Source organism: Streptomyces sp. NBC_00569, from assembly GCF_036345255.1.
Lineage (GTDB): Bacteria > Actinomycetota > Actinomycetes > Streptomycetales > Streptomycetaceae > Streptomyces.
Map to the genome: position 1 here is coordinate 1,946,127 of NZ_CP107783.1, position 12,623 is coordinate 1,958,749.

Consider the following 12,623-nt stretch of genomic DNA (forward strand, 5'->3'; position numbering starts at 1 on the left):
GCCCGGTGCAGCGTCCCCACCCTCTGGCGTCCAGCCTGCCGGCGGGCCCTCGGGCTCCGTCTCTGCGTCGGGGGCAGCCTCCAGGTCGGCCGGTGAGTTGCTGCCTCGGGGCGAGGGGGTGGCCGGTGACCGGGCTATCCAGCAGCTGCTGGAGCGTTCCTGGCCTGCCGACCTCCCTGGCGAGGAGGAGACGATCCTTCGCGCCATGGGCAGGAAGGTGTTGCTCGCCGACGTCACCGGTCTCGGTCGCGGCCAGTTCCCTGCTGCCTTCCCTCAGAAGGCCGGGCGTGCGGGCGTGGTGGCGCCGGCGTTCACTCGGATCCGTATCCAGGCTGTCATCGCCCGCCAGGGCAGGCGTGCGGGCCGGGCGGTGGTGCATCTGGTGTGGGCCGGGGCGGACCGCGGCGGGACCTACACGGCCGGCCGTGTCACGGACATCGTCTTCCACCATGCTCGAGGAGATGGCACATGGACTCCCCTGCCCCTCACCACCACGTCATGACAGGCCTCGCTTTGCCCGACGCCGTCGATGTCACCTTCTGGCTCGTCCACGGCTTGTGGTGGTTGTTCGTGCACTGGTACGCGCTGTTTGCCGTGGTCCTGGCGGGGTGGGCCGGGTGGGAGGTGATCGTGCGCAAGGTGGCGGCGAAGGCCTCGCGCGAGCGGTGCGTGCTGCAGGTGACACCCGCCCCGTACTTCGATCCGGATGAGGAACGGGTGCTGCGGCAGGGGATGGCGGTCTTGCAGGCCGCGAACACGCTGCCTTGGTGGGCGCCCAAGCGCAGCCGCACGATACGCATCCGGCTGCGTTCGGACGAACACCATCCGCTGGCCTACCAGTTGGAAGGGCCTGCGGGTGCGCAGAAGTTTCTGCGCACCAGTTCTTTCGGTGACGCGGTGACGATCAGTGCCCTGGATCGGGCGGCCGGCGTCCCGGATGACAGTCGCAAGTTCGAGGTGCGTTCGGAGATGGTGCTGCGCGGTAATCCGGCGGCCTACCTGCGCAAGGTGCCCCTTGACCCTGATCCGCTGCAGCCGATCGTGGACGCCGTGTCCGCGCTGAAGGCGGAGCTCGGTGACCTGGTGGAGATCTGTGTCGATGTGCAGCCCGCTCCGCGGTGGGCGCTGCGTTTGCAGCGGCTGCAGCTGGTTCGGCGGGCGCGCGGTGAGGAGCAGAGGGAGGCCGGTGTCGTCTCTCGGTGGTCGCGCCGGGAGGCCACTGCGGCCGCTGATTCCCTGCGTGCTCTCGCGCGCGGCGACATGAGGACCGCTCCTGTGGTGGTGCCGCAGGTCCGGCGTATTGACCGGGACAAAGCCCTCGGCAAGCTCGCTAGCGATGCTCCCCTGGCCAGGGTGCAGGTCCTGATTCGCTGCGCGTCCGATCAGGAAGGCCGTGCCAGGGCGCTGGCGTCCCAAGTTGGGGCAGGCTTGCAGGTGTTCACGAGTGAGGTGCGACTTGTGCCGCGCGGGATCCGTCTGCTGGGCTGGTGCTGGGGGCCCGATCAGTGGCCGTTCAAGTCGGGCTGGCAGCGCCGGTGGGACTGCGGTCATTGTCGCCCGCCGCGCGCGAACCTGGCCCGGCTGCCGGAACTCGCCGGGTTGCTCAAGCCGCCCACGGTGCATTGCCGTCTGCCGCTGCTGCCCGCCCAGCTTCCCACGTTCGAGGCCGACAAGATGAGCGAACTGCTGCTGCAGGGCGCCGTCGTAGAGGCGGATGGCACGCGGCGTCTGATCGCTACCTACGAGGAGGAGACGCTGTTCGAGACTGGGCTGGGCAAGGCCGGCGGTGGGAAGACGGAACGCGCGCTCGCGCAGGCCATCATGGTCGCTCACGCGGGTGGCGGGCTGCTGTATGTGGACCCGCACCGCGACTCCTGGGACCGCGCCGCGCCCTACCTCGCCCACCTAGACATCATGGACCGTATCCAGCTCATCGACCTCAATCCTGGCGTCGGCGCGGGTCTTGTGGGCAGCTGGAATCTGCTCGACATGAGTCACACCCGGTCCCGGCACGATGTCGTCGCCTCCGTCGTCGACGGCCTGGCCGCAGGCATGAGCTGGGACGACACCCAGACCCCTCGCGGCATCACCATTCTCACCGCTTGCGTCCAGGTCCTGGCCGCCCTCAACAGCCGCGCCTGCCGCAACGGGAAGCCTCAGGCCCAGGCCACTGTGTTCCACATCCGGGCCCTGCTCACCGACAACAACTTCCGCGCCCAGGCTCTTCGCACCGTGCTCGGCGACCTCGGCGAGGAAACGACCAGCTGGTGGACCACGGTGTTCCCCACCCTGTCCTTCGACGCGTTCGGCATCATCCTCAACCCGCTCGCCCGCCTTGCAGCAAACCCCGTCTACTACGCCTTCCTCGGTCAGCCCATCAGTCACTTCGACCTGCGCACCGCCATGGACCACAGGCGGATCGTGTGGGTCTGCACGGCCGGCAACAGCCCCACCGACCGCCTCCTGTCCTCCCTGATCGCACACGAACTGCTCCGTGCCGGCCGTTCCCGAAGAGACACCCCGACCGGTGACCGCGTCCCCTTCCGCGCCTACCTGGACGAACTGATCACCATCGCCGGCAGCGCGCCCGAGTCACTGGCTGCCATGTTCGAAGACCTCCGCAAGTTCAAGGTGCGCATCCACGGCATGACCCAGGCCCTTGGACGCCTGCCGCAGGCGGTACGCGACGCACTCCTGCAGAACTCCTCATCCCTCGCCACGACCACCGGTTCCCGCAAGGTCATCGCCTCGATCACCGCAGAGTGGGGCGACAAGCCCAGCCCCGAGCAGGTGATCGCGCTGCCCCGCTACCAGCACTACGCCTCGTTCACCGTCAACGGCCAACGCATCGGCCCGCTGCGCCTGCACGGCATCCACCTCGACGACGACTTCAAGAACCTGGCCCGCCCCAGGGCCGTCCCCGCTCTGGTCAACGCCGCACACAGAGGCGCCGGCAGTCGCCCACTGACCGAACAGAGCACCCGCGCTGCGGCCCAGACCGACCACGTGCGCGCTCAGCTCGGCCAGACCACGCCCCCAGCCTGCGCCACACCGGGTACCAGGGCGACGCCGGCCACAGGCGTCACTGCCCTCAGCAAACCGTTCAACTGAAGAACCAGACAGCCGCACAAGGTTGACAAAGCCGCTGGTTGGGTCCGCCGGCGTCAGCGTCCCGTCTGCGGGCTCTGCCACGCCGTTTGACTGTGACGTTGTCCAGCGGCCCCGTCATGGCGTCTTCCAGCGGCCCCAGTAGATGAAGATCCTGTGCCTCCTGGACGTCTTCAAGTGGCCCCGGGGATGGCCTGCGCTGGGACCACTTGAGGGGTTCTTCGGGCTCCTCTCCGGGGGGGCTCGGGGCGTCTGAGACCGCGTTAGAGATCTGCCGTATCCCTTGGCTGGAGAGGCCGTTGAGCCTTGGGTGAGTGGTTCTGAGGGCGGGTATCCGTCAGATCTGTCGGATGCGCAGTGGGTGTTGATCGAGCCGTTACTGCCAGCGGCGAGGGTGGGACCGAAGGGCGGGCGGCGAGAGAAGCACCCGCGGCGGCGGATCGTGGACGCGATCTCCTACGTGGTGCGGACCGGGTGTGCCTGGCGGCAGCTGGCGAAGGACTTTCCGCCCTGGCCGACGGTGTACTGGTATTTCACCTGGTGGCACGACGACGGCACTGTCGAGCGCATCCACGACGCCCTGCGAGACAAAGTGCGCGATGCCGTCGGGCGCGACACCGAGCCAAGCGCGGGCCTGATCGATTCACAGTCGGTTCGGTCTGCCGACACAGTGCCCATGGGAACCAGAGGGTTCGATGCGGGGAAGAAAGTGAAGGGCCGCAAACGGTTCATCGTCACGGACACCCTCGGCTTGCTTCTGGCGGTGCACGTGGTCGCAGCGAACATCCAGGACCGTGACGGCGCGAAGCGTTCATTGCTGTGGATCCGCCTGGAACACCCGGGCGTGCAGAAGATCTGGGCCGACCAAGGCTTCGCCGGACGCCTCGTGGAGTGGACCAGTACCGTCCTCGGCCGCGAGCTAGAGATCGTGCGCAAGGCCCCGGGCCAGCGCGGTTTCCAGGTCCAGCCGAAGCGGTGGGCCGTCGAGCGCACACTCTCGTGGATCACCTCCCATCGGCGCCTGGCCCGCGACTACGAAACCAGTCCGGCCCGGTCCGAGACCATGATTCGCTGGGCGATGATCGGCATCATGGTCCGTCGACTCACTCGAGGCCGGCCAGCCTCACGCCCAGGACCCCGTCCCCTCTCGTCCAAGCCTGGCCTGTGAGTGCTTCCGTTGAGGTGTCTGGTTGGATTCGGACATGGGCAACGGTAGCCACGAGGATTCAGGTCTCTCCAAGAGCACATGGAGCGACACAGATTTCGAAGACATGGGGTGGCATGACGCCACCATCCACGGCTTGTCCGTCCAACCGACCAAAGACATCCTGCCGCGTCTTCTCCTCGACCTCGACTACATCGTCCGCTGGGTCCACCCGGTCCCGCCCGCAACACACTTTTCGTTCTGGGTCTCTCCGGCGACACTCGTCTTCGAAGATGTCTTCGACCTTGAGGGCGACCTCGACTTTAAGGGGCTAGCCCTGGACTTGGAGGTCGACAGGGTGCACCGGCTGGTGCCGAATGATGCCCGCCCGGACTTTGCACACTGTCCGCTCTGGCACATCGACGGCCACACGTTTGACTTGAAGTTCCGGGCTTCGGGCTTCCAGCAGTACTTCCGGCAGATTCCGAGGCTCATATCCCGGCAGGCATTGCCCTACGTCGAACGCGGGGGTTGCGCCTTCACCGAACTTGGCTTCAGCTGACTGGTGACCTGCCGAGGCATCTGCCAACAGTGAGCACAACAAACGCGTCGACACAACCTGGGCTGGCCAGATCTCAAACGCGGTCTGAAAGAGTGTTTTGTCCTGGTGAGGTTGTTTGGTGGCGCTTTGGGGTGCGGGCTGGCTAGGGATGTGCGAGGTAGACGAGTTCAACGCGGCGTATGGGGCTAGCGTCATCTTCCGAAGGGCCGACTCTCACTGGTCGCTCCCGTCTGATCCCAACGCGCCCCCGCTTGACGTTGTTTGCGCCCTGTGGAGACGACCTGCTCGCCGGTACTACCGAAACATGACACGACACCGCCCGTATCCCAGCGACCTCTCCGATGCCCGCTGGGAACTGATCGGGCCCACACTCACCACCTGGCGGACCAACCGGAAAAGCAAGGGCCTGACCATCGGCCGACCACCCGAGCATGACCTGCGCCGCATCATGGATGCCGTCCTCTACGTCGACCGCACCGGCATTCCATGGCGTTACCTGCCGCATGACTTCGCACCCTGGGAAACGGTCTACGGCTACTTCGCCGCCTGGCAGAAAGAAGGCGTCTTCGACCAACTCAACGGTCTCCTGCGGCGTCTCGTGCGCGAGGCCGATGGCCGCGACAGAGAGCCGACTGCATGCGTACTGGACGCACAGAGTGTGAAGACCTCCGCGAACGTGCCCGCGGCCGGCCAGGGCATTGATGCCGGCAAGAAAATCGCAGGCCGCAAGCGCCATATCGGAGTGGACACCCTCGGCCTGCTCCTGGCTGTGTGGGTCACCGCGGCGAGCGTTTCCGACAACGTCGGAGGCATGCACCTGATGTCCCACATCGCCACCACCAACCCCCGCGTGACCAAGGCATGGGCCGACTCCGGCTACCGCACCAAAGCCATCGACCACGGCGCCACACTCGGCATCGACGTCGAGGTCGTCCAACGCAACCCCGGCGTCAAAGGATTCAAAGTCATCCCCCGACGCTGGGTTGTTGAGCGGACATTCGGCTGGCTGATGCACCACCGCCGCCTCGCCCGCGACTACGAAACCCACCCCCACCGCTCCGAAGCCATAATCCACGTCGCGATGATCGACCTCATGAGCCGACGCCTCACCCGCGAATCCACCCCGAACTGGCGCAACACCTGAACCTCGAACCAAACAACCTCACCAGGACAAAACACTCTTTGAGGCTTTGGTCGTAGGTCGTAGGTCGGTGGTGAAGTGACCGGCGGAAGCGGAAGATTGGCGATGTGGAATCTTCTGGTTTTGATGTGGACGCTTTCCTGCAGCGGCCGCTCACCGCTCGTATCGCGACGAGCGGGCCGACGGTGCGTCCTGTCTGGTTTCTCTGGGAAGAGGGAGCCTTCTGGACCTTGACGGGCCCGTGGGCCCGGCTGTTCGACCGGGTGAAGGGTGACCCGAACGTCGCCCTCGTGGTGGACGAGTGCGATCTCGTGACGGGGCGTGTCCGGCAGGTGATCGCTCGGGGCCAGGCCGAGCTTGTGCCCTTCGATGTGCCGCGGGGGCGGCGCAAGCTTGTTCGCTATCTGGGGGCGGACGAGGCTCTGTGGGACGAGCGTTTCGTGCACTACCTGCACGGTGATCCGGGCGAACGAGGCACGATGTGGCTGCGTTTGATGCCTGCCTCGCTTACCGCGACGGACCTCAGCTACTCCGTGGCGTCGTGACGGTGTGCTTCGCGGCGTCGTTCTTCTGCGCCTTGGTGCGGGCCAGGCGGTAGGACTCGGTTCCGGTCTCGATGATGGTGGCGTTGAACGTGAGTCGGTCCACCATCGCTGCGCAGAGCCGTGGGTCGGTGAAGGTCCGGCTCCAGCCGGTGAACGCCTCGTTGGAAGCGATGCTTGCGCGGGGCCTCCAGATCAGCCCGCAGCCAGGCGTCGACCGTCTTCTTGTACGGCTCCATCCGAGGTGACGTCCGCACTGTCCGACGGCGCGGAGTGGGCACCGGCGAGGACAGAGCCTCGCGTACGAGCCGACGGTGGACGCCGTACTTCCGCGACAGAGCCCGGATCGACATCTGCCGCTGCCAGCTGTCCCGCCGGATCCGGGCGAACAGCTCTTGCTTGGACATAGACATCCACAGCACGGCCCCTGCCGGAGACCACAGGAACCGTCTCACCGCAAGAGCCGGGGTGGGGACACTTCGCCCCGTCACCACCCCTCAATGCACCCGCGAGCCCCATCTACTGGGGCCGCTGGAAGACGTCATGCCGGGGCCGCTGGACAACGTCACAGGTACGTTGTTCGTGCAGCGCCGACTCCCGCGCCGCCTGCCACCGGGGGCGCGTGTTTTTTGGAGCAGCTCGCCGAAGTGTGCCGAGAGATGCCGGACAGCGCAGGATGGGAACGGGCCGCACGGTCCCGGGCTTACGTCACAACTCACAGGCCTCGTATGGCTGTTCTCGTGTCACGGGCCGACGGCATGACGCTCTTGATCGTCTGCTGAACGGCGCCTAGGCTCTCGTGCCCATGGGGATGGGGGAGCCGGATCGCGTGCGGCGGGCATGGCGCGATGGATTGGTCAGGCATCGTGTAGTCGCAGCTCTGCTGGCCGGGGCGGCGGGGCTGGTCATTTTGGGCACGGTGTTCGTCGTACTGCCGGGTGTGGTGGTCGACCACGATCTCGCCGGGGCGAGCGTTGCCGCGCAGGATCGGCTGAAGGCGGTGAACGATGTCCGTACGACGCTTTTGCAGGTGGTCGGTGGCCTGGTCGTGCTCTTCGGCGCGTACGCCACGTGGCGGCAACTGCGGGTGAGTCAGGACAGTTTGCGCGCCACCCAGGAGGGCTACGTCACCGACCGATTCAGCCGGGCCGTCGACCAGCTGGGCAGCGACAAGCTGGATGTGCGCATCGGCGGGTTGCACGCGCTGTGGCGGATCGCGGAGCAGTCCGCCCGCGACCGGGAAGCCATCATCTCCATCCAGGCTGCGTATCTGCGTACACATCTGCCCTGGCCACCCGTCGGGCCGGAATCACCGGCGGCAGACGTGCCCATCAATGCAATCGCGCCCTTGGAGACTCGCGCCGCCGACGCCCAGGTGGCGCTGACCGCGCTCGGCGTGTTGTGCCAGCATCGGGAGCAGTCCTGGGTCAATCTCAGCATCACCGACTTGCGGCGGGCCGACTGCGACGGGCTGTGGTTCCCAGAGGTCAACTTCGACCGCGCTTGCATGGAGGCGGCGGGCCTTTACCACGCCAATCTGACCCAGGCGTCGCTGGTCTCGGTCAACCTGCGGCACGCCGACCTCACGACTGCAATTCTCCGCCGGGCTCGCTGCATTCTGGCCGACCTGCGGGGCGCGAAGCTGGTCGAAACCGACTTGCGTGACGCCGACTTCACCGAGACCGACCTGCGCGAGGCAAACCTGCGCAAGGCCGACGCCCACGGCGCGGTCTTCCACCGGGCCGACCTGCGCATGGCTGACTTGCGCGGCTGTGACTTGAGGACCGCCAACCTTGCCGAAGCACGCCTGAGGGGCGCCCTGGCCAGCGAGCACACCCGCTGGCCCGCCGACTTCGACCATACGGCTGCCGGGGTCGTCGACACCGATGAACCCGGCCCCGAGCCCTCGCCCCTGCTCCAGCCGCCGGGGATGACGTGGCAGGCACCGCCGCTGCGTTCCACTCCCTGACCCAGACGCGCCGGTCAAGTCTGCGGCGACCGTGATCCGCCTGACCGGCGTCACTTCTCCCACGGGCGTCCTGATCGCACAGGGGCCCAGGCCGCCGGACGGGTACGGGAGTTGATATCGCTCCCGAGGTCGTCAGTTGCATGCGGTCAGCTCAGCCGGGCATCGGCGTACACGGTCATCGCATCACGTTGGTAGACGGCGAGACCGTCGGCGATCTTGTCGAAGTTGGCCCGCATCTGCGGGTCATCGACATAGGTCTGACCCACTCCCTTGTACGCGGCCGCCGTCGGGGTCCAGAACCGGCAGATGCCCTGGTAGTTGGCGCCCACCTCGGCCTGTACCGCTGGATCGGATACCGGCGTGCCGGCCACCATGAACTCCGCCATACGGATCATCTGCGCCGTCACCTCACGCTGCCAGCGCTCCGTGTCCTCGGAGGTCATCGCCTCGACGGCCTGCCGGGACTGCTCCCACTCCTGCGGCCACCGCTCCCGTACCTCGGCCTCTGCCTCGGAGGGGGGCTGGAACCCCTCGAACAGGTTCGCCGGCCTGTTGATCTTCGTCATATGGCCCTTGTCCTTGCCTTCTTCCAGTTCGGCGATGGTGCGGCCGACCGTACGGGCCAGCGTCTCCAGCCGGTCCCGTTGCGCGAGCAGCCGTTGGTGATGCTCACGGAGCACGGCCACCTGGTCGAGCTGACTGTCCAGGACCGCCTGGATCTCGCGCAGCCCCAGGTCCAGTTCCCGCATCAGCAGGATCTGCTGCAACCGCAGCAGATCGGCCTCCTCGTAATAGCGGTGACCGTTGCTCCCGATCCATGCCGGCGGCAGCAGGCCGATCTCGTCGTAATGCCGCAGCGTCCGCGATGTCACCTTGGACATCCGCGCCACCTCCGCGATCGACCAGGCCATTGCCGGTGCCTCCCTCGCCGGGCCGGTCTCTCCGGCCACACACACGACCGTAGAAGTTGCCGCAACGGAAAGCACAAGCCCGAAGCCCTGTTGGACAGAAGGTACCCAGAGACACGAGACCGAGGCAGACGTCCGTCAGCGCCGAGGCGATGGCATTCTCTGGCGGCGTGTAGTCACCGATCGGTCGCTGGCCCCGTCTTGGCGCGGGCCGGTTACCGAACCGAGTGATCAAGTTCGACCCGTCATTCGACGACGGACGTTAAAGATCAAGTTAACGGAAGGCTATCCGGATCCGGTTTCGCGACATTTCGACCGTGCCCCTATGCATCAAAGGTCAGCCAGAGGATCATGCGGGGCCATGACTGACATCATGAACGAACGTCCGTGGCCCGGTGGCATCACCGCTATCACTCTGTTCACCGAAGATCTTGAAGCGACCAAGGTGTTCTATCGAGAGGTCTTCGACCTTCCGGTGGACTTCGAGAACGCCAATTCCGCCGTCTTCCGCTTCGGCGACACCCTGATCAATCTCCTCAAGAGCGCTGAGGCGCCAGGGTTGATTGACCCTGCGTCAGTTGGAGCCCCCGACGCCGGTTCCCGGTTCCAACTCACTTTGACTGTCGGTGATGTGGACGCGACGTGCGAGAGGCTGGCAGCGCGCGGTGTGAAGCTGCTGAACGGCCCGATGGATCGGCCCTGGGGCATACGCACCGCCTCATTCCGTGACCCCGGCGGACACATCTGGGAGATCGCCAAATGACGATACGGACGGAAACTGAGCGTTTTCCAATCTCACGCTGATGCGAAGTGAAGGACGAGGACGGCCTTCACGACATCGGGGATTCGGTTGGTGCTGCAGCGGAGCTTCCGCAGGAGGCGCCGGCCCTTCAGGGTGGCCATGGCCTGCTCGCCGACGCAGCGGATCTTGGCATGGGTGGTGTTGTGGCGGCGCTTCCATTTCTTGAGGCGACGGCCCCGAAACGGTACCCGTACGAGTCCGCCGGCTCCTTGATACGCCTTGTCCGCCCAGCATTTGAGTCCCGCCTTGGCGAGGGCTTCGATGATGCCGTGCTGTCGGGCTGCGGTCAGATCGTGAGTCGAGCCGGGCAGCGCCGACGAGGCCCGGAGCAGCCGTCCGAACGGGTCGGTGAGGGCCTGGAGGTTCAGCGGTGTCGTTGATGCTTCCCGGAGTAGTACGGGGTGTCGGCGGCGATGCGGTCGATAGGCAGCAGTGTGCCGTCGAGGATGACGAACGCCTCCTCCCGTATTGTTCGCCTCGGCGAGGGACGGGGCGAGCAGGGACAGCACGGCGACGGCCTCGCGCATGAGCGGTACACGGTCGCGATCCCGATCCCGATGCCGAACCCGGCGGCGAGTTGGGCGGAGGTGTCACCGCACCTCAGGTGCGCCAGAGCGAGCAGGGCCTGGCGGCCCGCGGTCAGCCGTCTCCATCGTGTGTCGATCTGCCGTCTGCGAGCGGCGAGTTGACCGGTCGGGTACCGCAAGGTGCGGGTGGACAGATCGATCGCCGACGGATAGACAAGCAAGCGAAGCTCCTGGCGGGGAACGTGGATCTTGGTCGTGACACCGTCTACCAGGAGCTTTTTCATGCTGCAGGGCGGGCCAACTGGCGGACCTCACCGCGAGGTTGGAAGAGGCTCAATGACCCGCAACGGGTGCTAGACGTGCTCGTTGGGGCTCATCGCGTGGTAGGTGTCGTCGCTCTCTGGCGCGCGCCGATTCCGCACAGAGGTCCAGACGGTGCGGCCGATCAGGGCCAGCACGATTGCGGCGGATGCGTACTGGACGGTGGTCCAGGTGGCGATGACAACGGGGCCTTGCCCGTCTGCCTCGGCGCGGAGACGCATGTTGGTCTCAAAGAAGGCGATCAAGGGGACGGAGATTCGGCACAGGAGGCCGAAAAAGTCATGCCGTCGGGCAAGGTAGCCTGCGAGACCCATCGGTGCGCCAAGAATAAGGGCGAACAGTACCCAGAGGAAAATCCCCGAGGAAAATCCTTCACCAACCGTACCGTGAGTTCCCGGTGGAACGGTCGGGTAGAGGTGCTTGAACGTGTAATACGCTACGACGGCGACCGTTAGTCCTGTGAAAGACAGTAGGGCGGACATTCTTTTAGCGAGGCTAAAATAGCCCACCAAAAATGCGTAGCAGGCCCAGGGCCACCCACCGGAAAAGATGAGGCTCAGGGCAATGCAGAGGCCGTTGCCTCCCTTGCCGGCGGCGGGGCCGATGAGGCCAAGCAGCAGCCCGGTCCCGAGAGATGCCGCGATTGGTATGACGTAGGTGCGCAGAAGGCTGGCGATTTCAGACCCTCATTCCGTGGGGGGTTCGATACCGAGGATCGCGACGCGCGGTCGCTCATGGGCCGTGTGGCTCCACGGCCTACGTGTGGCTCCACGGCCTATGAGCGACCACTCTTGATCCGGTCAACGGTCCCCGCTGGAACGGATCAGTGAACCGCTACTACTTGGTAGCGTAGTACGTCTTGCAGGTGTACGCGGCGCCCGTGGTCCGGTGGGCGTTGGATGTCGAGCCCTTGGACACCCACCCGCTGGAAACCGTCACATTGGCGATGTTCACCGAAGACTTGTGGGTCTTCGTCTGGTGAGCGTAGTTCGAGTAGCAGTACTTATCGGTTGCGGCCGCGCCCGTGAGGTACCAGCCGTAGCACCACTTGCCGCCGCTGTCCGGGTTGGTGCACGCCTCGACCTGCGGGCGGATGACCGAGGGGTCCATCTCGAACTCCGCCACACCCCATTCCTTCGGGTCACCCAGCTCTGCGGGCGGCTGCGTGCCATCGCCACGCGTGTGGTACTCGATGGTGGCGTTATAGGGATTCCCCGTCGCCTCGGGCGCCTCCGCGGCCGAAGACATTGTGGAGCCGCTCACCGCAAGGGCGAGACCCGCGAAACCGAGGGCTATTGACTTGGCAAACTTCTTCACTATGGATCCCCCTCATGAAACTCCCCGTGTGGAAGTTCGAGCTTGATCATGAGTGAAGCTCCAGTGAAAGTCAATGTCACATTAAAGATGGCGTAAATCTTCCCTGCGTCCGCTACGTACGCTTTGGAGCGTAGCGAGGGTCGATAATTGTTGAGCTCGCAACTTTCGGCCTCTGTGGGCTTGATTGGTGTTGTTGGCTTGAAATGGCCCTCGCGTATTGCCGTCGGCGTTCGCGTGCTTAACCCGTGCATTTGAGGTCACAGCGCTACTGGATCTCGATTT

The 12,623-nt window shown here is 65.6% G+C and carries 11 protein-coding genes and 2 pseudogenes; 8 read left to right on the forward strand and 5 right to left on the reverse strand.

Annotation, left to right across the window (positions count from 1 at the left end; all coding sequences use genetic code 11):
- Window positions 1–205: 205 nt before the first annotated feature.
- The 6 genes from OHO83_RS08950 (at window position 206) to OHO83_RS08975 (ending at window position 6,500) form a co-directional block, all read left to right on the forward strand.
- On the forward strand, window positions 206–502 hold the full coding sequence (locus tag OHO83_RS08950) for a hypothetical protein (RefSeq protein WP_330279110.1): 297 nt from the start codon (window positions 206–208) through the stop codon (window positions 500–502).
- Window positions 503–513: 11 nt separating this feature from the next.
- The gene (locus OHO83_RS08955; protein WP_330279111.1) at window positions 514–3,111 is read left to right on the forward strand and encodes an ATP/GTP-binding protein; all 2,598 of its coding nucleotides are present in this window, start codon (window positions 514–516) and stop codon (window positions 3,109–3,111) included.
- Between the two features lie 307 nt (window positions 3,112–3,418).
- Window positions 3,419–4,276: an IS5 family transposase gene (locus OHO83_RS08960; RefSeq protein ID WP_443066035.1), complete on the forward strand. Its 858-nt coding sequence runs from the start codon at window positions 3,419–3,421 to the stop codon at window positions 4,274–4,276.
- 34 nt (window positions 4,277–4,310) lie between these two features.
- A complete protein-coding gene (locus OHO83_RS08965) occupies window positions 4,311–4,814 on the forward strand; it encodes a hypothetical protein (RefSeq protein WP_330279112.1) in 504 nt (167 codons plus the stop codon).
- A gap of 304 nt (window positions 4,815–5,118) precedes the next feature.
- On the forward strand, window positions 5,119–5,958 hold the full coding sequence (locus tag OHO83_RS08970) for an IS5 family transposase (protein ID WP_330279113.1): 840 nt from the start codon (window positions 5,119–5,121) through the stop codon (window positions 5,956–5,958).
- Between the two features lie 125 nt (window positions 5,959–6,083).
- Complete coding sequence (locus tag OHO83_RS08975) at window positions 6,084–6,500, forward strand: pyridoxamine 5'-phosphate oxidase family protein (protein WP_330279114.1); 417 nt, start codon at window positions 6,084–6,086, stop codon at window positions 6,498–6,500.
- Here OHO83_RS08975 and OHO83_RS08980 read toward each other — a convergent pair.
- Window positions 6,478–6,675, reverse strand: a pseudogene (locus OHO83_RS08980) (ATP-binding protein); the annotation flags it as partial. The gene OHO83_RS08975 and the pseudogene OHO83_RS08980 overlap by 23 nt on opposite strands.
- 633 nt (window positions 6,676–7,308) lie before the next feature.
- On the opposite strand from OHO83_RS08980, the gene OHO83_RS08985 reads away from it, so the two are divergent.
- Window positions 7,309–8,466 carry a pentapeptide repeat-containing protein gene (locus tag OHO83_RS08985; protein ID WP_330280744.1) on the forward strand — a complete coding sequence of 386 codons (1,158 nt, stop codon included), beginning with the start codon at window positions 7,309–7,311 and terminating at the stop codon, window positions 8,464–8,466.
- Between the two features lie 146 nt (window positions 8,467–8,612).
- Here the strand turns inward: OHO83_RS08985 and OHO83_RS08990 are convergent, their stop codons facing one another.
- Entirely contained in the window at window positions 8,613–9,377 is a 765-nt protein-coding gene (locus tag OHO83_RS08990; RefSeq protein WP_330279115.1) for a MerR family transcriptional regulator, read from the reverse strand.
- A 358-nt stretch (window positions 9,378–9,735) separates the two neighbouring features.
- On the opposite strand from OHO83_RS08990, the gene OHO83_RS08995 reads away from it, so the two are divergent.
- Window positions 9,736–10,137: a VOC family protein gene (locus OHO83_RS08995; protein ID WP_330279116.1), complete on the forward strand. Its 402-nt coding sequence runs from the start codon at window positions 9,736–9,738 to the stop codon at window positions 10,135–10,137.
- A gap of 32 nt (window positions 10,138–10,169) precedes the next feature.
- Here the strand turns inward: OHO83_RS08995 and OHO83_RS09000 are convergent.
- From OHO83_RS09000 to OHO83_RS09010, 3 genes and pseudogenes are all read right to left on the reverse strand, one after another.
- A pseudogene (locus tag OHO83_RS09000) lies at window positions 10,170–10,924 on the reverse strand (transposase family protein).
- Window positions 10,925–11,056: 132 nt separating this feature from the next.
- Window positions 11,057–11,506 carry a hypothetical protein gene (locus tag OHO83_RS09005; RefSeq protein ID WP_330279117.1) on the reverse strand — a complete coding sequence of 150 codons (450 nt, stop codon included), beginning with the start codon at window positions 11,504–11,506 and terminating at the stop codon, window positions 11,057–11,059.
- Window positions 11,507–11,861: 355 nt separating this feature from the next.
- On the reverse strand, window positions 11,862–12,341 hold the full coding sequence (locus tag OHO83_RS09010; protein WP_266677060.1) for a lactococcin 972 family bacteriocin: 480 nt from the start codon (window positions 12,339–12,341) through the stop codon (window positions 11,862–11,864).
- Window positions 12,342–12,623 lie beyond the last annotated feature (282 nt).

Bases quoted from the DNA above. Each gene is read 5' to 3' on its own strand.
- OHO83_RS08950 (WP_330279110.1), top strand. From the start codon at position 206: ATGGGCAGGAAGGTGTTGCTCGCCGACGTCACCGGTCTCGGTCGCGGC.
- OHO83_RS08965 (WP_330279112.1), top strand. From the start codon at position 4,311: ATGGGCAACGGTAGCCACGAGGATTCAGGTCTCTCCAAGAGCACATGG.
- OHO83_RS08970 (WP_330279113.1), top strand. From the start codon at position 5,119: ATGACACGACACCGCCCGTATCCCAGCGACCTCTCCGATGCCCGCTGG.
- OHO83_RS08985 (WP_330280744.1), top strand. From the start codon at position 7,309: ATGGGGGAGCCGGATCGCGTGCGGCGGGCATGGCGCGATGGATTGGTC.
- OHO83_RS08990 (WP_330279115.1), bottom strand. From the start codon at position 9,377: ATGGCCTGGTCGATCGCGGAGGTGGCGCGGATGTCCAAGGTGACATCG.
- OHO83_RS08995 (WP_330279116.1), top strand. From the start codon at position 9,736: ATGACTGACATCATGAACGAACGTCCGTGGCCCGGTGGCATCACCGCT.
- OHO83_RS09005 (WP_330279117.1), bottom strand. From the start codon at position 11,506: ATGTCCGCCCTACTGTCTTTCACAGGACTAACGGTCGCCGTCGTAGCG.